Here is a 22,182-nt window from a genome sequence, read left to right as displayed (position 1 = left end):
ACGGTTTGATACAAGTTAATGCCCCATCTGGCATAATATGGTGAAGTTTTTCTGGTTAGTTCATTCCGATGTCGGGGTGTTCCCGGCTGCGGGGTGACATTCGGGACCACGATCATGAAAAACATATCCTTCATTTATGCCGGTTTTCTTTCTGTGATTACGCTGCTTTGGCTGGCGGCCAATCCGGGCCTGTTCGAGGTTGCCGAATTCATTCAGCTTCGAAATTTCATGGTCCAGTATTTCGGCACCCTGTCGATTGCTATCATGAGCCTGATCATGATCCTGGCGACACGTCCGGTATGGCTTGAAGATTATACCGGCGGCTTGGATAAAACCTATCGGTTGCATAAATGGCTTGGCATTACGGTTCTGGTGACATCCGTGATCCACTGGCTTTGGTCGAATGGCCCGAAATGGGCATCGGCCCTTGGCCTGATTGAAGGCGATCGGCGCAGGTCGCATGGGGATCAGACCGGATTTTCCCAGTTACAGGGCTTCTTTGCCGGTCAGCGCGGCTTTGCCGAGGGGATTGGCGAATGGGCGTTCTATGTTGCCGCGGCCCTGATGATTATTGCGCTGATCAAATGGTTTCCCTATCGCTGGTTTGCCAAAACACACACCTTTATCGCTGCGGCGTATCTGGTGCTGGTGGTGCATGCGATGTTCCTGTTTGAATTTGGCAACTGGATCAGCCCGATTGGCATTGTGACGGCTGTGCTTCTGATCGCGGGCACGATATCGGCATGTATTGTCCTTGCCGGGCGGGTCGGCCGTAACCGGCAGGTCGCCGGAAAGATCGTCAATATCGTGCGTCTGCATGATATCGATACCGTGCAGATCACCATCATGCCCGAGGCGGGCTGGCAGGGGCACAAGGCAGGGCAGTTTGCCTGCGTTGCCTTTGGGGATGACGAACGCCCGCATCCCTTTACGATTTCCTCGAACTGGAACCCGGAATTCCCGCAGATCACCCTGCTGGTGAAGGCACTGGGCGATTATACGCAAACACTGCCAGACAATTTGCGCGTCGGGGGTGACGTCCGGCTTGAAGGGCCCTATGGCCGGTTCACCTTTGGGCAGGGCAATGATCGTCAGGTCTGGATTGCTGGTGGTATCGGTTTGACCCCGTTCCTTGCAAAACTTGAAGAACTCGCGCTGAAACCGGCTGCGGGCGAACAGAAGATCGATTTCTATCAGGTCGCCCCGAGCGAGGATGCGACCCTGATGGACCGTATCAGGCAACTGGCGCACAAGGCCGGGGTTACCCTGCATGTCTGGCGTGATGATGAGGATGGCCTTTTGAAAGCGGAGCGGGTTCGGGCCGATATCCCCGACTGGCATGCCGCCAGTTTCTGGTTCTGCGGGCCACAGCCCTTTGCCGCAGCCCTGAAACGCGATCTGGTCCGTGAGGGGTTGCCTGCCAAATCATTCCATACCGAACTGTTTGAATTTCGCTAGGTCAAAATGCGAAAGGGGCAGGTCTTGTGATCTGCCCCTTTTTTCAATCTGCGATCTGGCGGGCAGCCCGATCTGATCAGGCGCGATATCCGATGCGCAGATTGCCCCATTGTTCGCCATTCACGACAATCGGGATGTCGCATTCCTTCATGAACACGACTTCCGATCCCATGTCGCGGAAATAGGTCTGCAACAGTTTGGGTTTGGTGTTGCGGGCCGCCATCAGGCCCGCCCGGTCGTCAAAGATACGGCGGTTGCGGCAATTGCCCATGTTCCATGCCGGTTCACCGGGGCGTTGTGGCTGGCTGTAAACCTTGTTATGGGTCGGCAGGAAGCCGTTGATATCGACCCCGGCGGCAAAGACGATATGTTTGTCCTTTTGCAGGATTTCTTCCTGCAAGGGGGTGAAATGCCGGTCGGTATAGGGGATATAGGGCGTCATGAACTGTATCGGATCAGAGCCCTCGATCGGTTCGTAGCGGGGACGGAACAGATCATCTTTGCGGATCTCGCCGCTGCGGATGCCGTTTTCCAGAACCTTTGCCAGTTGGGCCGCCAAGGGGGCACCCAGTTCGGAGATCTTGTTGTCGTGATCGCGGGTTTTTTGCAAAAGCCCCATGATCGTGCGGTTGGCGTCTTCGTCCAGTTCGGTGAATTGGACATGCGATCCCAGACCTGAAACCGCTTTTAAAATGCCATGCAAACGTGTGGTGCCATCAAGCAGGATCGAAACCGGTTTGCCATTGTCCTGATCGCTGGCCTTGATGCGCGCCAGAAGACCGGCAACCGACATATCGGCGGAAACGCCCTTGCGTTTGTCGCCATTGCCGAAATCCATTTCGATATCAACGGCAATCGGGACGCGTTCCTGATTGCGGCGGTTGCTGCTGTCACTGGTGCGCAGAACAACGCGGAACCGGTTTTCCATTTCGTTGATATCCTTGCGGATATTCGAAGAAAGAATACGCAGGTTTTCCGATGTCTTGCTGGCATTGTGCGATCTTTCGCTGGCCAGTGCGATGTCGCTGGAAATGCCCTGCATGTGGGTGGAAACTTCCTGCGCGCTGGTTGAAATCTCGCTGATGGCGGCGGTCTGTTGCTGAACCGATGATGCGATATCCGATGACAGCTGGCTGACTTCGTCAATCGCGCCGCCGATGCCCTCAATCGCGCCAACGGCGTCGGAGGTTGCGTCCTGAATGGCGGTGATCTGAGCGTTGATGTCGGAAATGGCTTTTTCGGTTTGGGATGCGAGGTTCTTGACCTCGTTTGCCACAACCGCAAAGCCCTTGCCAGCATCGCCCGCGCGGGCGGCTTCGATGGTGGCGTTCAGCGCCAGCATCTTGGTCTGATCGGAAATGCGTTTGACGATATCGACAACCTTGCCGATCTCGCTTGCGGTGTCTGACAGGCTGTTCATCGTGACCGATGTTTCCTGTGCGCGGGTCACGGCCTGACTGGCGATGTCGTTGGTTTTGTGGATGCGGTCGGCGATTTCCTCGCTCGATGCCTGCAATTCCTCGGTCGCGGAGGCGACGGTGGAAACATTGTTGCTGGCAATGGCGGTGGTTGACGTGATCCGTTCAACCAGTTCCGACAGATCATGCGCATCGGACGCCATGGTTTGCGCGACGTCATTGGTGCGCCCGGCCTGAAACCCGACTTCGGCGATGATGTTATCGGTTTCGCGTTCGATGATTTCCGACATCGACTGGATTTCCGATGCCGACCTTGCCTGTGCCGCGTGGCGTTCGGCCTTGGCCATCAGGCAGGCCATATCGCCCATCAGCATCGAACGGCAGGCATCGAGAACGCCGGGATCGCGTCGGCCGCGCCCCTCGGTTGCCGCCAGTTTGGCGAAATTTTCGATTGTGTTGTGGTAGGCTTGGACGATGCGGCTGGCGGGGATGCCGGCAATGGCATCGGCCAGAATGTGATCGGCAAAGCAGGCATCGAAATCCGATCCGCTATTGGCTGCCATCAAGGTGCGCAGGCGTTTGGCCAGTTCGCTGACATGGGCCTTCGGATCGTGCGGATTGCGGCTGCTTTGGCCTGTGCCAAACAGCTCTGCCAGAAGGCTTTCGGCGAGCTTGTCGGCATGTTTGTCAAAGATTTCACGCGCAGCATGTGCACGCGTGAAAATTGCATTTTCCGGTGATGCAGACGCGTGATTCATGAAACGTCTCTCCCTGTTTCCCCATCGGCACATCAGGCCGCGCAGGCTTCGATTTTTTCGATTTTTTACCTGCTGATTGGGGTGATGTTACCACCGCAAGGTAGGTATAGAGATATCATACTTTAGGTTGACACAAGAAAGAGGCCCGTCAAGGGTGACGGGCCAAGTTTACCCAGGTTTTTCACCGGGGCCACGGTTCGCTGGAGAGAGACGACATCAGGGACCAATCGTTGGCTATCGGCCCAGAAGACCGCGGGTTACCACATGCGCCTGAATTTCGGCCGCCCCTTCGAAGATGTTGAGGATGCGGGCATCGCACAGAACCCGGCTGATCTGGTATTCAAGCGCGTAGCCATTGCCGCCATGGATCTGAAGCGCGTTATCGGCATTTGACCACGCAACGCGCGCGCCCAGAAGCTTTGCCATGCCGGCTTCGATATCGCAGCGGATATCCTGATCTTTCTCGATGGCGGAAAAATAGGTCAGTTGGCGCGCGATCATGGTTTCAACCACCATCCAGGCGATTTTGCCGTAAACCCGCGGGAAGCTGTAAAGCGGATTGGAAAACTGGATGCGGTCCTGTGCGTAGCGCATGCCGATTTCAAGCGCGTTCTGGGCGACGCCAACGGCACGCGCAGCCGTCTGGATGCGCGCCGATTCAAAGGTCGCCATCAATTGCTTGAAGCCCTGGCCCTCATCGCCGCCCAGAAGGTTTTCGGCGGGGACTTCGAAGCCGTCAAAGGACAGCTCGTATTCCTTCATGCCGCGATAGCCAAGCACCTCGATCTCGCCGCCGCTCATGCCCTTGGCCGGGAACGGATCAGTTTCCGTGCCACGCGGCTTTTCGGCAAGCAGCATGGATAGCCCGCGATATCCGGTTTCATCGGGGTTGGTGCGCGCCAGAAGCGTCATCAGGTCGGAACGCGCCGCGTGGGTGATCCATGTTTTGTTGCCGGTGACCTTATAGGTATCGCCATCCTTGGTCGCGCGCGTGCGCAGATGCGCCAGATCCGATCCGTTATTGGGTTCGGTGAAGACCGCGGTTGGCAGGATTTCACCCGATGCCAGTTTGGGCAGGTAATGTTGCTTTTGCGCATCCGTTCCGCCAAGGCGGATCAGTTCGGCGGCAATTTCGGACCGGGTGCCAAGCGATCCGACCCCGATATAGCCGCGCGAGAGTTCCTCGGTCACGACGCACATCGCGGTTTTACCCATGCCAAGCCCGCCGTATTCTTCGGGGATGGTCAGGCCGAAAACGCCCAGTTTGGACATCTCGTTGACAATTTCAATCGGGATCAGTTCGTCGCGTTCGTGCCAGCCATGGGCGTGCGGGCTGACCTTTTCATCGACAAAGCGCCGGAACTGATCGCGGACCATATCAAGGGTTTCGTCTTCAAGCCCGGTTTCGCCAAATCGGCCGGTATCAAGGCTGTCCTTGATCTGATCGGCAATGGCGCGCCGGGTGGCGTCGCTGTTGCCCATGCCTGACAGGGTCGTGACCGCACGGCTGTCGCCAAGGGCTGCTATCACATCGCCCGGAACGCCAAGGGTTGAAAGGCGGATGAACTCGCCCTGCGACATCGCGATACCGCCCTGAATTTGCGCCAGATATTCGCCAAAGGCCGCCTGAAGGATCAATTGTTCAAGTGTTCCGAATTTGCCCTGCGTTTCAAGCCGATCAGCCCATGCCTTCATCTGCTTAAGTGCGGTGACATAGGTGGAAAACCATGCAAAGCCATGGGCGGCATACTGGTTTTCATCCAGTGCGCTGGCATCGATTTTGCCATCCACCGTCACGTCTTCGCGCATGGCGGTTTCGGCGGCGTGATGCACCGGGGCAAGGGCCGCCAGCGCATCATCGCAAAGCCGGGTCAGTTCGGGCAGCAGGGCATTATCGGTCATCGGTCTGGTCCTCGGGTTCGGTCCATCTGGTGCATGAAGCAGACTATCATTGTTGTCCTGCCGGTTCGGCAAGGATTGAAAAGTGGCAGCCCCGATGCGGATCGGGCGAGAACGCATCAGGGCCACCAACGGTCAGCCGACGCTTTATGTGGGTTAGGCGTCGACTGCTTCTTCAAGGGTGCGCATGCCCGGGCGTTTGGCCTGAACCAGAACGGCCATGTTTCCGGGCTTGTGTTCGTTGCGCATCATTTTCATATGCGCACGCGGAATATCGTCCCAGCCAAACACTTCGGACATGCTGGGATCAATGCGGCGTTCAATCACCAGCTTGTTGGCCTGGGCGGCCTGTTTCAGGTTGGCAAAGTGGCTGCCCTGAATGCGTTTCTGGCGCATCCAGACAAAACGCGCATCGAAGGTCAGGTTAAAGCCCGTCGTTCCGGCACAGAACACGACCATGCCGCCGCGTTTGACCACATTGCACGATACGGGGAAGGTCTGTTCGCCCGGATGTTCAAAGACGATATCGACATCATTGCCCTTGCCGGTGATGTCCCAGATCGCCTTGCCGAATTTGCGGACTTCTTTCATATAGTCGCCAAATTCCGGGCCATTCACGGTTGGCAGCTGGCCCCAGCAATTGAAATCCTTGCGATTGATCACGGCCTTGGCCCCAAGGCCCAGCACGAAATCGCGTTTGCTTTCATCGGAAATCACGCCAATCGCATTGGCACCCGCCGTGGTGATCAGCTGGATCGCCATCGATCCAAGGCCACCCGACGCCCCCCAGACCAGAACATTGTGACCGGGGCGCAGGATATGCGGGCGATGGCCAAACAGCATGCGGTATGCGGTGGCAAGGGTCAGCGTGTAACACGCACTTTCTTCCCATGTCAGGTGTTTGGGCCGTGGCATGAGCTGCTGGGCCTGCACGCAGGTGAACTGGGCGAATGATCCGTCCGGTGTTTCATAGCCCCAGATGCGCTGGGTGGGCGAGAGCATCGGGTCACCGCCGTTGCATTCCTCGTCATCGCCGTCATCCTGATTGCAGTGAATGACGACCTCGTCACCGACTTTCCAACGCGTGACCTTTGACCCAACCGCCCAGACAATGCCCGACGCATCCGATCCCGCGATGTGATAGGGCAGGTCATGCACGTCAAAGACCGAGATCGGTTTGCCAAGCGACGCCCACACACCGTTATAGTTCACACCTGCCGCCATCACGAGGACGAGGACCTCGTGGCTGTCGGGCTGGATGACGGGCAGGACTTCGCATTGCATGGCGGTATCGGGTTCGCCGTGACGTTCACGGCGAATGGCCCAGCCATACATATTTTTCGGCACATGACCCAGCGGCGGGATTTCGCCGATTTCATACAGGTCTTTTTCTTCATGACCACCACGGAACGGCAGAACTTCAGCAGTCGTATTCATGGCCTTCACTCCTTGTTCGGGGTCGATCCGGGATGCGCTGTAAATGGCTGGTAATAAAATTACCTTGTGTTGCGCTGCGGTCGACGAATCCTCCAAGCCACGGAACTTGTGATATTTTCCCTGAAATGCACCGGTTTCCCTTGGGTTGTAGCCGGGTTCCCCGAATGCTTTCTTAGTTTTTGCTTTTATCGCGTTGCACAAATTGTTATATAATTATCCAAGTGATGTCTAGTAGGTAATTTAATAACGTTTTCTTGTAACAAACATAAAGCTTTTGGGTAATAAAGATACGCGAGGTCGCTATGTCGATGAAAAATCAACGCAGTGCAGCAAAGCCGGAACGCGACCGCCCGTGGTTGATCCGTACCTATGCCGGGCACAGTTCGGCCAGCGCATCGAACGCGCTGTATCGCCAGAATCTGGCAAAGGGGCAGACGGGGCTGTCGGTCGCGTTCGATCTGCCGACCCAGACCGGTTACGATTCGGACCATGTTCTGGCGCGCGGCGAGGTCGGCAAGGTCGGCGTGCCTGTATCGCATCTGGGCGACATGATGACCCTGTTTGAGGCTATTCCGCTTGATCAGATGAACACATCGATGACGATCAACGCACCGGCGGCATGGCTTTTATCGCTTTATATTGCCGTTGCCGAAAAACAGGGAACGCCGCGCGACAGCCTGCAAGGCACGACCCAGAACGACATCATCAAGGAATATCTGTCACGCGGGACCTATATCTTCCCGCCGGCACCCAGTCTGAAACTGATCACCGATGTTGCGGCCTTTACCTATCGCGAGGTTCCGAAATGGAACCCGATGAATGTGTGCTCGTACCATTTGCAGGAAGCAGGGGCGACTGCCGAGCAGGAACTGGCCTATGCGCTGGCGACTGCGATTGCCGTGCTTGATGCGGTCAAGGCATCCGGTCAGGTGCCCGAAGAAGATTTTGCCAAGGTTGTCGGGCGCATTTCATTTTTCGTGAATGCCGGTATCCGGTTTGTGACCGAGATTTGCAAGATGCGGGCATTTTGCGAATTGTGGGATGAAATCACGCGGGATCGTTATGGCATTTCCGATGAAAAATATCGCCGGTTCCGCTATGGCGTGCAGGTCAATTCGCTTGGCCTGACCGAACAGCAACCCGAAAACAATGTGTATCGCATCCTGATCGAAATGCTGTCGGTGGTGCTGTCAAAGAATGCGCGCGCGCGTGCCGTGCAGCTTCCGGCGTGGAACGAGGCCCTTGGCCTGCCGCGCCCGTGGGATCAGCAATGGTCGCTGCGCCTGCAACAGATCATGGCCTATGAAACCGACCTTCTGGAATATGACGACCTGTTTGACGGCAATCCGGCGATTGAACGCAAGGTCGGATTGCTTAAGGACGGTGCACGCGAAGAACTGGCGAAAATCGATGCCATGGGCGGGGCGATTGCCGCAGTCGATCTTGGTTACATGAAACAGGAACTGGTGCGATCCAATGCGCGCCGTCTGGCCGATATCGAAACCGGGCTGACCAAGGTGATCGGTGTGAATGCCTATACCGAAACCGAAGCATCACCCCTGACATCGGGGGAAAAATCGATCCTGACGGTCGATGACATGGCCGAACAGGAACAGATTGAAAAGCTGAAAGAATGGCGGGCCGGTCGCGACCCGGCCGCGGTTGCCAGAAGCCTTGCCGATCTTGAAGCCGCCGCCCGCGAAGATCGCAACATCATGGAAAGTTCGATTGCGTGTGCCCATGCCGGGGTCACGACCGGGGAATGGTCGGAAACGCTGCGTCAGGTGTTTGGCGAATACCGTGCACCGACCGGCATCACATCGATGATCGTGACCGGTGACGAAGAAGACATCAAGAAACTGCGCAGTCGCGTGGACGAGGTTTCCGAAAAACTTGGCGAACGCATGAAAATGCTGGTCGGCAAGCCGGGGCTGGACGGCCATTCCAACGGGGCGGAACAGATCGCGGTCAAGGCGGGCGATGCCGGGATCGACGTGCTTTATGACGGCATTCGCTGGACGCCCGATGAACTGGTGCGCAATGCTATCGACGAAGGCGCGCATGTGATCGGGCTTTCGATCCTGTCAGGGTCGCATGTGCCGCTGGTGCGCGAAGTCGTGAATGGGTTGCGTGCCCACGGGGCGGGGCATATCCCGGTCGTTGTTGGCGGCATCATCCCGGATGCGGATATGCTTGTCCTGCGCCAGATGGGGGTATCGGCGGTTTATACGCCAAAGGATTACCAGCTGGTCCGGGTGATTTCCGAAATTGTCGATCTGGTGGATCGCAAATCAACCGAACATCCGGCACCGCGTAACATCGAAGGCAAGCCGGAAGGGGCCGGAACGGCGATTTATTGATTGCGGCGGTTTTGCGGATTTGCTCAGCTCTTGACGGCAACCCGTGCCGGTTCGCTGCTGTGGCGTTCAAGAACCCAGCTTTCAAAGGTTGCGGCGGGCAATGGTTTGGCAAACAGGAAGCCCTGAATGAAGTCGCATCCCTTGTCGCGCAGATATTCGTGCTGTTCGACTTCTTCGACACCTTCGGCGACGACTTCAAGATTAAGGCTGTGGCCCAGGCCGATCACCGCATCGACAATTGCCTTGTCATCCATATCGACATGGATGTCGTTGACAAACGACCGGTCGATCTTGATCGAGGATACCGGGAAACGTTTCAGATAGTTCAGCGATGAATAACCGGTGCCGAAATCGTCAATCGCGATCCGCACGCCAAGGGCCTTAAGCTCGTTCAAGGTGGAAACGGCCTTTTCCGGGTTATTCATCAGGATCGATTCGGTGATTTCCAGTTCCAGCGTGCCATCGGGCAGGCGGGTCTGATCCATGATTTTGGTAACAGAACTGACCAGTTCGGCATCCTGGAACTGTGCCGGTGAAAGGTTCACCGCGATCCGAAGGCCCGGCAATGTGGTTTCCCGCCAGATTTGCGTCTGTTGGCAGGCCTTGTTCATAACCCATGCGCCCAGCCGGTTGATCAGGCCGCATTCCTCGGCCACGGAAATGAATTCGCCCGGCAGGATCAGACCACGATCCGGGTGGTGCCAGCGCACCAGTGCCTCCGCGCCGACAACCCGCTCGGTGCGGCAGTCGATTTTCGGCTGATAGTAAAGTTCAAGCTGATCATATTCGAGCGCGTTGCGCAGATCTTCTTCGATGGTTTTGCGTTCCTTGACCCTCTCGTGCATCGACGGCAGGAAGAACCGGTAATTGTTGCGCCCTTCGGCCTTGGCGGCATACATCGCCATATCGGCGTTTTTGACCAGCTGTTCGGGATTTTCGCCGTCTTCGGGGAACAGGGTGATGCCGACACTGGCGGTCGAATGCAGGCGGATGCCGCGGCAATCGAACGGTTGGCATAGTTCATCGATGATGCGTTGGGCAAGGGCGATGGTGTCTTCGATATTCTGCACATCGGTCTGGATGATGGCAAATTCATCGCCGCCAAGGCGGGCGGCGGTATCGGAATCACGGATGATCCGTGACAGGCGCTGCCCCATTTCCTGGATCATCAGATCGCCGACATCATGGCCAAAGTGATCGTTGATGTCCTTGAACCGGTCCAGATCGACAAACAGCACCGTGACCCCGCGCTGGAACCGGCGGGCGGATAGCAATGCCTGACGCAGACGGTCAAGGAACAGGGTGCGGTTCGGCAGGCTGGTCAGGACGTCATGCACGGCGAGATGGCGCATGCGGGCTTCGGTCTGTTTGCGTTCGGTAATGTCGGTATAGGTCGCAACGTAACCGCCGCCGGGCATCGGGTTGTGGTCCACCTGAACGACCCGGCCATTCGGGCGGGTGCGTTCCATGCGGTACGGTTCGCGACGGCGCGCAATCGCCACCCGGTCGGAAATCAGGGCCTGAATGCTGACATCGCCATATTCGCCGCGTTCGGCGTTGTAACGCAGAATATCGGAAAGCGGTGTGCCTTCCTTGACCAGATCGCGCGGCAGGTTCAGCAATTCGATATAGCGTTCGTTCCAGACCATCAGGTTCAGGTCCTGATCGAACAGGCATATGCCTTGGCCGATATTGTGAAGGGTTGCTTCGAGAAGAGCCTGTTTGCGCTGGGCTTCTTCCTGTGCCTGCCCTTGCAGGGTCACCATTTCATTATATTCGCGGATCAGAAGACCCAGTTCATCCGAACTGTTCCATTCCACCGGACGGCGCAGGCGGCCATGCTTGGTCATGCGGATGGAATGCAAAAGCCGGTTCAGCGGTTCCTTGATCGACCGTTTGTTGGCGATCAGAAGGCTGGCGGCGACAACCGCAATCAGCAGGCCGAACAGGATCATGTCGATCACCATCCGGCGGAACAGCAAATCCTGAACGCGGGCTTCTGTGAAGTAAATCACAAGTTCGCCGACGTCATGACGCACATTATTGCGTTCAAAGAACACGCGCCGCGACAGACGCAGGGTGTCGTTCAGTTCGGATTGTGACACGCCGGTATGGGCAAATTCGGTGCCGTCAGCACCTAGTGCCAGCACGGCGACAATATCGCGATCCCGGCTCATGGCATTCAGGGCGGATTCGATATTGTCGACATCCAGATACCAGAACGGTGTCGCCAGAACGCGGGCATTGATATCGGCGGTCTGTTCGATTTTTTCAGTCAGGTCGTCACGCAGAACCGTGTAACTGACGTATCCGAAGACAACGAACAGCGCGAGGGAGAACAGGGAAACCAGCGGCAGCGCGATAAAAAGCAATCGGCTGCTAAGCGACTTCCGTTGTAAAAAGCCGTACGATCCGCGCGACAAGCGTATTTCTCCTCGGCACCCACTATCGACTAGTTAATGGCAACCATACCCGACCTTAGGACGGGGTCCAACATCCCTGACACTGACGTTACTCAATCTGGAAGTCAGCCCAAAAGCAAGTTTGATTTCATTTTTTTCATATAGCGTTCACAAAAAGCAATCCGATCCATCTATTTTGGATCGAAGTGCAGCAGCTTCAAGCACTTGTATGCCAGTTTATTTCGGATTTCTTATTTAGGGCGGGTTTATTTCGGCACGGCCTGACGGGCGAGTTCATCGCATCGTTCGTTTTCCGGGTGTCCGGCGTGTCCTTTGACCCAGTGCCATTCAACCTTGTGAGGTTTCAGGGCATCCAGAAGCCTTTGCCAAAGCTCGACATTTTTGACGGGCTTTTTATCCGCCGTTTTCCAGCCGCGTTTCTGCCAGCCGAAAATCCATTTGGTAATTCCGTCACGGACATAGCTGCTGTCGGTGTAGATATCGACCACACAGGGGCGTTTCAACGCTTCAAGCGCACTGATGGCGGCCATCATTTCCATGCGGTTGTTGGTGGTTTCGGGATCGCCGCCCGACATTTCCTTTTCCACGCCATTAAATCGCAGGATCGCGCCCCAGCCACCGGGGCCGGGGTTGCCGCTGCACGCGCCGTCGGTATAAATCTCGACGCGTTTATTGTCCGTTCCGGTCATGTAATTCTATTCCTCGCCCAGGCCATAGGCGCTGGCACTGTCGATCCGCTGATGAAAGCGCAGTTTGTTGATGTATTCGCATGGGTTTTTCGGTGTGACCAGCGCATCCTTGGGCGTATTGATCCAGTCATAAAGACGGGTCAGCAGGAACCGCAACGACGCCCCGCGCGCAAGGATCGGAAGGGCGGCCAGTTCGTCATCGGACAAGGCGCGCACCTTGCCATAGCTTGACAGCAGGTTGCGCGCCTTGGTGACGTTGAAGCTGTTATCAGGTTCGAAACACCAGGCATTCATGCAGATCGCAATGTCATAGGCCAGAAGGTCATTGCACGCGAAATAGAAATCGATCAGGCCCGATACGTCATCCTTGCCCGGGAAGAAAAACACATTATCGGGGAACAGGTCGGCATGGATCACGCCCGCGGGCAACTGATGGGGCCAGTTGGCTTCAAGAAAGGCCAGCTCATCCTCGATCAGTTTTTCAAGGCCGGGCTGAACGCCGTTGGCATCAGCACGGCAGCTTTCAAACAGCGGGCGCCAGCCCGTAACGCTTAGCGCATTGCCAAGATACATGTCGAAATCCTGACCGGCGGTGTGCAGTTGCGCCAGTGCTGCACCAAGCCCGGTGCAGTGATGGGGCATGATCCGGCGTGGCGACATGCCGTTCAGGAAGGATGTGATGGCGGCCGGACGTCCGCACAAACGGCGTAACGCAACCCCGTCCTTGCCGTGGATCGGTGTCGGGCAATTCAGCCCCTTGGCCGACAGATGATCCATCAGGCCCAGATAAAACGGCAGATCATCGGGGTTCACACGCTTTTCATACAGGGTCAGGATGAAGGATGCCTGATCGGTCTGAAGCAGGAAGTTGGTATTTTCGACACCCTCGGCGATTCCCTTGAACGAAATCACATTGCCGATATCGTATTCGGCAACAAAACGGGCGATATCTTCGTCAGAAACGTCGGTATAGACGGCCATGGGATATCCGGATTTCCTGCATCAGGGCGGGGTTAGCTGGCAAGCTGGCGGGGCAGCTTGAAGGTGACGTTTTCATTGGTCAAAGTCAGGGTTTCGACCGTGACGTTATAACGTTCGCGGCAGGCATCGATGACTTCCTCGACCAGAATTTCCGGGGCGGATGCGCCCGCGGTAATGCCAAGCGTCGAAATGCCGTCAAGCTTGGACCAGTCGATATCCTTGGCGCGTTCGACCAGAACCGAACGGTCACATCCTTCGCGTTTGGCTACTTCGACCAGTCGGTTCGAGTTTGACGAGTTTGGCGCGCCCAGAACCAGAATGGCATCGGCGTCGGTTGCGATCAGCTTGACCGCGTGCTGGCGGTTGGTGGTCGCATAGCAGATGTCTTCTTTCTTCGGGACCTCGATCGCCGGGAAGCGGCGTTGCAGGATCGAGATGATCTTGGCCGTATCGTCCAGCGACAGGGTGGTCTGGGTCACAAACGCAAGGTTTTCGGGGTTTTCGACCTGAAGGTTTTCGGCGTCTTCTTCGGTCTCGATCAGGGTCATGCTGCCCGGTGGCAACTGCCCCATGGTGCCGATGACTTCGGGATGACCGGCATGGCCGATCAGAAGGATATGTTTGCCATCTGCATGGTGGCGTTCAGCCCCACGATGGACCTTGGACACCAGCGGGCAGGTCGCATCAAGATATTCAAGCTGGCGGCTTTCGGCGGCTTCGGGGACCGATTTCGGCACACCGTGCGCGGAAAAGATTACTGGCACGCCATCCGGGACGCTATCGAGTTCATCGACAAAAACAGCGCCCATATCGCGCAGGCGGTCGACCACGAATTTGTTGTGGACGATTTCGTGGCGGACATAGACCGGCGCGCCATACTTCACCAGCGCCTTTTCGACGATCTCGATCGCACGATCCACCCCGGCACAGAAACCGCGCGGGTTGGCAAGAATGATCCGAAGGTCGGCTTTGTCAGACATGATACGGGTCCGAATGTTCATGATGCGCGACACCAGCCGCGCGATTATTCAAATGTCTTCGTTACATAACCTGCCAGCACCGTGCACGCAATGACAGACACCGTGTAAAGATGCATGTTCAGCTATGTCCGGCCATGTATTTACGCCGCATACCGCGATTTGAAACGGAAGCGGGTTGTGTCGCCATATCGGAGCGAATAGACTGCGCGCGGTTGTGCCCATGGTGGGGGATGACCGCGAATTTGACCAGTTCTATAGAGGCTTGGATGACGATTGCGAACGGACTGCGGCGTGTTTGTGCATTGGGTTTGGTGTCGTTTGCCGGTTTTCTGGCGGCGTGCAGCAGCAACCCGTTCGAAGAGCAGCCGGTTCCGGCATGTCCGCGGGCCTTCCTGCCCAATGATACCGCCCGACTGGTGCAGTTCAGCGGTCAGGGCAAAGACCTGACCGATGTGATCCTTGAAGCCGAATTTGGCGGTTATCTGGGTGATTGCGGCTATGACCTTGATGACAAGGTGCTGAACGTCGTGATCAGCCCGGTGATCAATGCCGAACTGGGCCCGGCCGCACAGGGGCGCAACGCAAAACTCCAGTATTTCGTAGCACTTAAGGACCCGTCTGGCGAGTTTATCCAGAAGAATCTGTTTGATGTTCAGATGGCGTTTCCGAGCAATTTGAACCTGGCGCGCTATCGCGACGAGCAGGTGACTTTGAACGTGCCGCTGGATGATGTCTGGGCCGGTCCGGACTATGAAATTTACCTTGGTTTCCAGCTGAGTGCCGATCAGCTTGATTACAATCGGCGCTTCGGAAAAAATTAATAATCCCGCCTATTATTCATTTTTGGTGAATAATCAAATCCCGCCCGCCTCGCGTGGCGGGGTTTTCGTTTTTGAACAAAAGTTCGTTTTCGGTAATCCTCATACAAAATAATGGGCATTTGCCGGAGGGGCTAAAAAAGGGCTTTTAATCCTCATACCAATGGATGGGGTGGAGAGGATATGATTTTTGGGGCTGGTCTGGTCGGATTCAAATCCGTATAAGGAGGCATACCCAAATGATCCCCGTGGGAGAGTGCCACGGTCTTGATCGATGTGCGTGATTACATCGATAGGGATTGCGCGGACGCCGAAGGAGCAACCACCCCGGAAACTCTCAGGCAAACGGACCGCGGGGAGATGGGACTCTGGAAAGCAGGCGGCATCGAACATGGATGTGCGCCTCGCCGAAGATGTAAGCAGACCGGTATTCAAACCGGCTGTGATTCTTTCAGGCTCCAAGACAGAGGGGGACGTGGTTGGCCACTGGTCGGCTATGTTTCGCAACGACTGTCTGGAGACCTTGATGGCCGATCATCAAACCGAACTGCTGAAAACTGCCCTTTATGATTTGCATGTGGAACTGGGTGCCAAGATGGTGCCGTTTGCCGGATACGACATGCCGGTGCAATATCCGCTGGGGGTGAAGGGCGAACATCTGCATACCCGTGCGAAGGCCGGTCTGTTTGACGTTTCGCATATGGGGCAGGTCCGCCTGACCGGTGAACATCGCGTGGCCGAGCTTGAAAAGCTGGTGCCCGGTGACATCGCGATCCTGAAACCCGGCCGCACCCGTTATTCCGCATTCACCAATGACGATGGCACGATTTTGGATGATCTGATGATCACCAATGCGGGCGACAGCCTGTTTCTGGTGATCAATGCCGCGTGCAAGGATGATGACATTGTCCATATGCGGGCCAATCTGGATAACGGTGTGGAGCTGATCGAGATTGATGACCGCGCATTGATGGCCTTGCAGGGCCCGGATGCCGCCCGCGTGCTGGCGCGGTTTGCACCCTCGGTTGCCGATATGAAATTCATGAGCTTTGCCGAGATCGATATTGCCGGTATCGCGTGCTTTGTCACCCGGTCGGGCTATACCGGCGAAGACGGGTATGAGATTTCCGTGCCGAACGAGCGCGCCGAAGAGCTGGCGCGCAAGCTTCTGGCCGAGGAAGAGGTCGAGGCGATTGGCCTTGGCGCGCGTGATTCGCTGCGTCTTGAAGCTGGTCTTTGCCTGTATGGCAACGATATCGATACCACGACCACCCCGGTCGAAGGCGACCTTAACTGGATCATCAACAAGCGTCGTCGCGAAGAAGGCGGGTTCAAGGGGGCGGATGTCATCCTTGATCAGCTTGCCAATGGCGCGGATCGCAAACGTGTCGGGATCAAACCCGAAGGCAAGGCACCGGCGCGTGAACATACGGCTGTCCTGAACAGTGACGGTGAAGAAATTGGCGAAATCACCAGCGGTGGTTTCGGCCCGACCGTGGATGGCCCGATTGCGATGGGATATGTCGCAATTGAATTTGCCGCCCCGGGTACCAAAGTCGATCTGATGGTGCGCGGCAAGGCACGCCCGGCGGAAATCGTCGAGCTGCCGTTTGCGGCACATCGTTACTATCGCGGCTGATCATCAGAAAAAAAGAGTTCGGGCAGCGTTTGCGGCCCGCAAAAGATACCGAGATTTTAGAGACAACTGATCTTACAGGGACGAATTACCATGGCTAAAAAATTCTCGCAGGAACATGAATGGGTTGAATATGAAGACGGTGTCGCGACCGTTGGCATTACCGATTACGCCCAGCAGTCGCTTGGCGATATCGTTTATGTCGAGCTGCCGGAAGTTGGCAAAAAGCTGACCAAGGATGGCGATGCGGCGGTTGTCGAATCGGTCAAGGCCGCCAGCGACGTTTATGCGCCGCTTGATGGTGTCGTTGTCGAAGCCAACGAAGAGCTTGATGACAATCCGGCACTGGTGAACGAAGCCCCGGAAAGCGATGGCTGGTTCTTCCGCATGGAACTTTCCGATGAGTCCCAGCTTGATGAGCTGATGGACGAAGCTGCGTATAAAGACTTTGTCGAAGGCCTTTAAGATATGCGTTATCTTCCGCTAACCAGTGCGGATCGCGCCTCGATGCTTGAAACCATCGGGGCCGGGTCCGTTGACGAGTTATATAGCGACGTGCCCGACGGCGCGCTGCTGTCCGAGCCGGTCGATCTGCCATATCATCTTGGTGAATTGCAGGTCGAACGCGACATGGCGAAACTGGCCGCCAAAAACATCGGCACGGCCAGCGTGCCAAGTTTCCTGGGCGCGGGGGCGTATCGCCACCATGTTCCGGCCACGGTCGATTACATCATCCAGCGCGGTGAGTTTCTGACGGCCTATACCCCGTATCAGCCGGAAATCGCGCAGGGTACGTTGCAGTATCTGTTCGAATTCCAGACCCAGGTGGCATCGATCACCGGCATGGATGTGGCCAACGCATCGATGTGGGACGGGGCAACGTCGTGCGCGGAGGCCGTTCTGATGGCGTGCCGGGCCACGCGCCGCAAGAAAGCGGTTCTGTCGGGTGGGTTGCATCCGCATTACCGTGAAGTCACGGAAACCTATTGCCAGTATAGCGATACCGAAGTTGCCGGTCGTGACGGGCACCCGGAAAAGCAGGCAACCGCGGATGAGCTTGACGATCTGATTGATGATCAGACGGCGTGTGTGGTTGTCCAGTACCCGGACGTTTTCGGACGCATTCAGGATCACACGAAGCTTGCGGATGCGTGCCATGCCAAGGGGGCGCTTCTGATCGTGGTGTTTACCGAGGCCATGGCGTTTGGCGCGATCAAATCGCCGGGCAGCTTTGGCGCGGATATCGTCTGCGGCGAAGGCCAGTCGATCGGTAACAACCTGAATTATGGCGGGCCATATGTCGGGCTTTTTGCCACGACCAGCAAACTGGTACGCCAGATGCCCGGTCGCCTGTGCGGTGAAACGGTCGATCAGGACGGCAAACGTGGTTTTGTTCTAACACTTTCGACGCGTGAACAGCATATCCGTCGTGAAAAGGCGACATCGAACATCTGCACCAATTCCGGGCTGTGTTCGTTGGCCTTTACGGTGCATATGAGCCTTCTGGGTGAAGACGGGTATCGTGGTGTGGCAACGCTTAACCATGAAACCGCGTGCAAGACCGCCGATGCGATTGATGCGGTGCCGGGTGCGGAAGTTGTCAATGACAGCTTCTTTAACGAGTTCACCGTCAAGCTTGCCAAACCGGCAGCCGAGGTGGTCGAGGCACTGGTTGGCAAGGGTGTCCTTGGCGGGGTTCCGTTGTCGCGCCTGTATCCGAACCGGGACGATCTGGACCATTACATGCTGGTGGCGGCGACCGAAACCAACACCGACGAAGACATCGCGGACCTTGCGTCTGCATTGAAGGAGGTGCTGGCATGAGCTTTACCACCCATACCGGTAACCGTGGCCTTGTGCTCGAGGAAAAGCTGATTTTCGAGATGGGCGAACCGGGTCGTACCGGTGTTGACCTTCCGAAGCCAGCGGGCATCAAATCACGCCTTGGCGGCCTTGATCGCGATAGCGATGTTGGTCTTCCGGGCCTGTCCGAGCCGCAGGTGGTGCGTCATTTCACGCGCCTGTCGCAGAAAAACTTTGGCATCGATTCTGGCTTCTTCCCGCTGGGTTCGTGCACGATGAAACATAACCCGCGCCTGAATGAAAAGGTTGCGCGGATGCCCGGTCTTGCCGACCTGCATCCGATGCAGCCCGAAAGCACGGTTCAGGGCGCGCTTGAACTGATTGACAGTTGCGCACACTGGTTGCTGGTTCTGACCGGGATGCCAGCGGTTGCCATGTCGCCGGCAGCGGGCGCACAGGGCGAACTTTGCGGCATGATGGCGATCCGGGCGGCCCTTGATGCGCGCGGTGAAAACCGTCGTCGTGTTCTGGTGCCGGAATCGGCCCACGGGACCAACCCGGCAACCGCCGCAGCGTGCGGTTTCACGGTTGATTCGATCCCGGCCACCGAAGATGGCCGTGTGGACCTTGCCGCGTTCGAAGCCAAGCTTGGCGACGATGTGGCGGGTATCATGCTGACCAACCCGAATACCTGTGGCCTGTTTGAACGCGACGTTCGCAAGATTGCCGATCTGGTCCATGCGGCCGGTGGGTATTTTTACTGCGACGGGGCGAACTTCAACGCGATTGTCGGACGGGTGCGCCCGGCCGATCTTGGCATTGATGCGATGCATATCAACCTGCATAAAACCTTTTCGACCCCGCATGGCGGCGGTGGACCGGGTTCGGGTCCGGTTGTGTTTTCCGACGCACTGGCCCCGTTCGCACCGATCCCCTATGTCGTGCGCAAGGGCGAGACATTCCATCTGGTAGAAACGGCAGACGAGAAGGATGGCAACAAGCCGTTCGGTCGCCTGAAAGGGTTCCACGGCCAGATGGGCATGTTCATTCGTGCGCTGGCTTATATGAAAAGCCACGGGGCGGATGGATTGCGTCAGGCGTCGGGCGATGCGGTGCTGAATGCCAACTATCTGCTGGCGCGTCTGAAAGACAAGCTGAGCGTGGCATTCCCCGGCTATTGCATGCATGAAGCGCTGTTTGACGATGATTTCCTGAAAGATACCGGTGTTTCGACGCTGGATCTTGCCAAGGCGATCATTGATGAGGGCTTCCACCCGATGACCATGTATTTCCCGCTGGTGGTGCATGGTGCGCTTTTGATCGAGCCGACGGAAACCGAAACCAAGGAATCGATTGACCAGTTCTGCGATGCGGTGCTGGCATTGGTGGCCAAGGCAGAATCGGGCGATGCGGAATTCTTTAAAAATGCGCCGTATCTGACACCGCGTCGTCGTCTTGACGAAACGGCGGCGGCAAGAAAGCCGGTTCTGCGCTGGATGCCTGAAACTGCTTGATTTGCAACGCAACATAACCTTTTTGCGCACCCCGGTCATCTGGCCGGGGTGTTCTTTTTCAAGGGCTTGTTCTTGAAACCCATTGGACTTGTAGCAATCTGGACCCTTATACTCGTTTTAATGTGATCATCTGACCACGGGGGTGGGTGATCGGGGGAACAGGGATCGGGTAAAGCCCGTTGCCGGAGGATTGAAGTCAGCCATGACACGTCGCGTGCAGAAGGTTTTCACCGCAGAACGCCGTTTAAAAGAACGTTCGGGTGGTGTGGTCGAAGATTGGTCGGATTCCTTTTTCGATCCGACGCTTGAAACCGGTATGGGTGCAGGTGCGCCATTGCCAGCGCCGAAACCGGCTGCGACCGTTGAGCCATCCGGGATCAATCAGGCTGTACTTGATGAAATTCGTGCCCTGAGGTCGGAAGTCGCCCAGCTTCGCGATGCGGTGCGTGCCGGTGGCAGTATTGATGCCGCCCATATCGCACCGGCATCGGATGGTGATGCGATGGATGTATTGCCCGATCCGGTCAGCAGCAATTTTACCCATAGCAATCGTCCGGGTGCGTCGGAACCGGACAAAGACGACCTTGAACTGATCCGCAAGCAGATCGAGGAAATGAACGAACATATTCACAGGGCGAAGATGCAGATCGCGTCGCTGCGTCATCCGAAGGCCGAGGATGACCGCCTTGTCAGTGCGACCACCGAACTTGATGCGATCATCAAGGATACGGAAATGGCAACGCATACGATCCTTGAATCCGCCGAACAGATCGACGATCTGGCGATGACGCTTAAAAATTCGGCACCATCCGACTTTGTGGCCGAACATGTCGAACAGATCGCGTTTCTGGTCACCAAGGTTTTCGAGTCCTGTAACTTCCAGGACATCACCGGCCAGCGCATCAACAAGGTGGTTCGGACCCTTGAATTCGTTGAAGAACGGGTTCACAACATGATCCTGATCTGGGGCGAGGATGCCTTTACCGATCTGCCGGTTCCCGAAAATGATGACGGGACGCCGAAGAACGAGGATGACGATCTTCTGAATGGTCCGCAGTTGGAAGGCGAGGGGATCAGTCAGGACGACATCGACAAATTGTTCGACTGAGTATTTCCAAATCGGGGTACGCGTCTTATATTCAGGGTTGAAGCCCTGAAGAAGTCTTGTCTAGGGTCTGGACCTATTAATTTGATTGGAATGGCAGGTTTTATCTTTGCGAAATGCAAGGAAAAGCCCGCAGAGCGGGTTGGTACCCCGCACAAGGGGTTTGACGCTGGAGTTCGCAAAGATAAAACCTGTCCTACGGATCAATCGGATTTGCACGGGCTACTTTGTCGCAAAACCTTGAAAGATAAATATCTTCCTGCGTTTTTGCTCCGCGTATCCGCACAAATCTGATTGACCATTTCAAACAAATTAATAGATCCAGACCCTTGAACAAGATTTTACGAATTTCCGACTTCTCATCGGTCAACCAAAAGTTTACGGTTTTCCGATATAGTGGAATTCATAAAAAACAAAAGCAGCGTTGGGATGCGTGTGACGTGCAGTTGCGCGCGTTTTGGTGCGCTTGGAGGATGAAATGGGATTCTGGTCGCTTGGCACTTTGCGCCAGCCAAAGGCACAAGATATCAAATGGCGGAAAAGCCCGCGTGGCGAGTATTATCGCCTGTTCATGATCGATGATTTCAGCGAGCTGAAACTTGACAATGTTGGCGGTGTCTATCTGCTGTGGCATGGCGGGATCAAACCGTCATGGCTTGTCGCCGGGGCCACCGAAGATCTGGGCCACAGTTTTGTTGAACTGTCCCATGACCGAGACATTCGCGAATATGACAATCGCGGCGGTGTCTTCATGAGCTGGTCGCCGATCAAGGAAGATTTCCGCGAAGGTGTGGTGCATTTCATTGCCAAACACACCGACCCGACTTTTGAATGCGATTTTGACAGCCGGTCAGAACCGATACCGGTTTTGCTGCCGCGTTAGGGGCCTGCCCCCAAGGATAC

16 protein-coding genes and 2 riboswitches are annotated in these 22,182 nt (G+C 56.3%); of the genes, 9 read left to right on the top strand and 7 right to left on the bottom strand.

What is annotated here, in order from left to right; genetic code table 11:
* Window positions 1–114 precede the first annotated feature (114 nt).
* Window positions 115–1,458 (top strand): ferric reductase-like transmembrane domain-containing protein, encoded by a 1,344-nt coding sequence (locus P8T57_RS06395; RefSeq protein ID WP_341364933.1) that lies wholly within the window; start codon window positions 115–117, stop codon window positions 1,456–1,458.
* 76 nt (window positions 1,459–1,534) lie between these two features.
* Here P8T57_RS06395 and P8T57_RS06390 read toward each other — a convergent pair whose 3' ends face one another.
* The 3 genes from P8T57_RS06390 to ccrA form a co-directional block, all read right to left on the bottom strand.
* Window positions 1,535–3,634, bottom strand: a complete 2,100-nt coding sequence (locus P8T57_RS06390; protein WP_341364932.1) for a methyl-accepting chemotaxis protein — start codon at window positions 3,632–3,634, stop codon at window positions 1,535–1,537.
* Between the two features lie 234 nt (window positions 3,635–3,868).
* Complete coding sequence (locus tag P8T57_RS06385) at window positions 3,869–5,536, bottom strand: acyl-CoA dehydrogenase family protein (RefSeq protein ID WP_341364931.1); 1,668 nt, start codon at window positions 5,534–5,536, stop codon at window positions 3,869–3,871.
* Window positions 5,537–5,689: 153 nt separating this feature from the next.
* Window positions 5,690–6,970: a crotonyl-CoA carboxylase/reductase gene (gene ccrA / locus P8T57_RS06380; protein WP_007092360.1), complete on the bottom strand. Its 1,281-nt coding sequence runs from the start codon at window positions 6,968–6,970 to the stop codon at window positions 5,690–5,692.
* A 302-nt stretch (window positions 6,971–7,272) separates the two neighbouring features.
* Between ccrA and P8T57_RS06375 the strand changes: the two genes are divergently transcribed.
* Window positions 7,273–9,330 (top strand): protein meaA, encoded by a 2,058-nt coding sequence (locus tag P8T57_RS06375; protein WP_341364930.1) that lies wholly within the window; start codon window positions 7,273–7,275, stop codon window positions 9,328–9,330.
* Window positions 9,331–9,353: 23 nt separating this feature from the next.
* Here P8T57_RS06375 and P8T57_RS06370 read toward each other — a convergent pair whose 3' ends face one another.
* The 4 genes from P8T57_RS06370 to ispH all read right to left on the bottom strand — a co-directional run bounded on the left by P8T57_RS06370 (window position 9,354) and on the right by ispH (window position 14,403).
* On the bottom strand, window positions 9,354–11,753 hold the full coding sequence (locus tag P8T57_RS06370) for an EAL domain-containing protein (protein ID WP_341364929.1): 2,400 nt from the start codon (window positions 11,751–11,753) through the stop codon (window positions 9,354–9,356).
* A 245-nt stretch (window positions 11,754–11,998) separates the two neighbouring features.
* On the bottom strand, window positions 11,999–12,442 hold the full coding sequence (gene rnhA, locus P8T57_RS06365) for a ribonuclease HI (RefSeq protein ID WP_063092061.1): 444 nt from the start codon (window positions 12,440–12,442) through the stop codon (window positions 11,999–12,001).
* 6 nt (window positions 12,443–12,448) lie between these two features.
* Window positions 12,449–13,423 (bottom strand): homoserine kinase, encoded by a 975-nt coding sequence (locus P8T57_RS06360; RefSeq protein WP_341364928.1) that lies wholly within the window; start codon window positions 13,421–13,423, stop codon window positions 12,449–12,451.
* 32 nt (window positions 13,424–13,455) lie between these two features.
* On the bottom strand, window positions 13,456–14,403 hold the full coding sequence (ispH, locus tag P8T57_RS06355; protein ID WP_007092365.1) for a 4-hydroxy-3-methylbut-2-enyl diphosphate reductase: 948 nt from the start codon (window positions 14,401–14,403) through the stop codon (window positions 13,456–13,458).
* A 266-nt stretch (window positions 14,404–14,669) separates the two neighbouring features.
* Here ispH and P8T57_RS06350 point away from each other — a divergent pair, with 266 nt between their 5' ends.
* The 7 genes from P8T57_RS06350 to P8T57_RS06320 all read left to right on the top strand — a co-directional run bounded on the left by P8T57_RS06350 (window position 14,670) and on the right by P8T57_RS06320 (window position 22,162).
* Window positions 14,670–15,224 (top strand): hypothetical protein, encoded by a 555-nt coding sequence (locus P8T57_RS06350; RefSeq protein WP_341364927.1) that lies wholly within the window; start codon window positions 14,670–14,672, stop codon window positions 15,222–15,224.
* A 236-nt stretch (window positions 15,225–15,460) separates the two neighbouring features.
* Window positions 15,461–15,584, top strand: a riboswitch (glycine riboswitch).
* 3 nt (window positions 15,585–15,587) lie between these two features.
* Window positions 15,588–15,690: riboswitch (glycine riboswitch) on the top strand.
* Between the two features lie 57 nt (window positions 15,691–15,747).
* Window positions 15,748–16,860, top strand: a complete 1,113-nt coding sequence (gcvT, locus tag P8T57_RS06345) for a glycine cleavage system aminomethyltransferase GcvT (protein WP_341364926.1) — start codon at window positions 15,748–15,750, stop codon at window positions 16,858–16,860.
* Between the two features lie 90 nt (window positions 16,861–16,950).
* A complete protein-coding gene (gcvH, locus tag P8T57_RS06340) occupies window positions 16,951–17,322 on the top strand; it encodes a glycine cleavage system protein GcvH (protein ID WP_007092285.1) in 372 nt (123 codons plus the stop codon).
* A 3-nt stretch (window positions 17,323–17,325) separates the two neighbouring features.
* Window positions 17,326–18,681, top strand: coding sequence for an aminomethyl-transferring glycine dehydrogenase subunit GcvPA (gene gcvPA, locus P8T57_RS06335; protein ID WP_341364925.1), 1,356 nt, complete (start codon window positions 17,326–17,328; stop codon window positions 18,679–18,681).
* Complete coding sequence (gcvPB, locus tag P8T57_RS06330) at window positions 18,678–20,174, top strand: aminomethyl-transferring glycine dehydrogenase subunit GcvPB (protein ID WP_341364924.1); 1,497 nt, start codon at window positions 18,678–18,680, stop codon at window positions 20,172–20,174. The genes gcvPA and gcvPB overlap by 4 nt, the downstream gene beginning before the upstream one ends.
* A 202-nt stretch (window positions 20,175–20,376) precedes the next feature.
* Complete coding sequence (locus P8T57_RS06325) at window positions 20,377–21,282, top strand: protein phosphatase CheZ (protein WP_341364923.1); 906 nt, start codon at window positions 20,377–20,379, stop codon at window positions 21,280–21,282.
* A 475-nt stretch (window positions 21,283–21,757) separates the two neighbouring features.
* Complete coding sequence (locus tag P8T57_RS06320) at window positions 21,758–22,162, top strand: hypothetical protein (RefSeq protein WP_007092281.1); 405 nt, start codon at window positions 21,758–21,760, stop codon at window positions 22,160–22,162.
* Window positions 22,163–22,182: the final 20 nt, after the last annotated feature.

Origin of the sequence: Thalassospira sp. SN3W, from assembly GCF_038070535.1 — a bacterium.
Taxonomy (GTDB): domain Bacteria; phylum Pseudomonadota; class Alphaproteobacteria; order Rhodospirillales; family Thalassospiraceae; genus Thalassospira; species Thalassospira xiamenensis.
This window is presented reverse-complemented; position numbering and strand designations above follow the sequence as displayed.

Excerpts from the sequence above, each read along its gene's own strand:
- P8T57_RS06395 (WP_341364933.1), top strand. The coding sequence starts at position 115 with ATGAAAAACATATCCTTCATTTATGCCGGTTTTCTTTCTGTGATTACG.
- P8T57_RS06390 (WP_341364932.1), bottom strand. The coding sequence starts at position 3,634 with ATGAATCACGCGTCTGCATCACCGGAAAATGCAATTTTCACGCGTGCA.
- P8T57_RS06385 (WP_341364931.1), bottom strand. The coding sequence starts at position 5,536 with ATGACCGATAATGCCCTGCTGCCCGAACTGACCCGGCTTTGCGATGAT.
- ccrA (WP_007092360.1), bottom strand. The coding sequence starts at position 6,970 with ATGAATACGACTGCTGAAGTTCTGCCGTTCCGTGGTGGTCATGAAGAA.
- P8T57_RS06375 (WP_341364930.1), top strand. The coding sequence starts at position 7,273 with ATGTCGATGAAAAATCAACGCAGTGCAGCAAAGCCGGAACGCGACCGC.
- rnhA (WP_063092061.1), bottom strand. The coding sequence starts at position 12,442 with ATGACCGGAACGGACAATAAACGCGTCGAGATTTATACCGACGGCGCG.
- P8T57_RS06360 (WP_341364928.1), bottom strand. The coding sequence starts at position 13,423 with ATGGCCGTCTATACCGACGTTTCTGACGAAGATATCGCCCGTTTTGTT.
- ispH (WP_007092365.1), bottom strand. The coding sequence starts at position 14,403 with ATGTCTGACAAAGCCGACCTTCGGATCATTCTTGCCAACCCGCGCGGT.
- P8T57_RS06350 (WP_341364927.1), top strand. The coding sequence starts at position 14,670 with ATGACGATTGCGAACGGACTGCGGCGTGTTTGTGCATTGGGTTTGGTG.
- gcvT (WP_341364926.1), top strand. The coding sequence starts at position 15,748 with ATGGCCGATCATCAAACCGAACTGCTGAAAACTGCCCTTTATGATTTG.
- gcvH (WP_007092285.1), top strand. The coding sequence starts at position 16,951 with ATGGCTAAAAAATTCTCGCAGGAACATGAATGGGTTGAATATGAAGAC.
- gcvPA (WP_341364925.1), top strand. The coding sequence starts at position 17,326 with ATGCGTTATCTTCCGCTAACCAGTGCGGATCGCGCCTCGATGCTTGAA.
- gcvPB (WP_341364924.1), top strand. The coding sequence starts at position 18,678 with ATGAGCTTTACCACCCATACCGGTAACCGTGGCCTTGTGCTCGAGGAA.
- P8T57_RS06325 (WP_341364923.1), top strand. The coding sequence starts at position 20,377 with ATGACACGTCGCGTGCAGAAGGTTTTCACCGCAGAACGCCGTTTAAAA.
- P8T57_RS06320 (WP_007092281.1), top strand. The coding sequence starts at position 21,758 with ATGGGATTCTGGTCGCTTGGCACTTTGCGCCAGCCAAAGGCACAAGAT.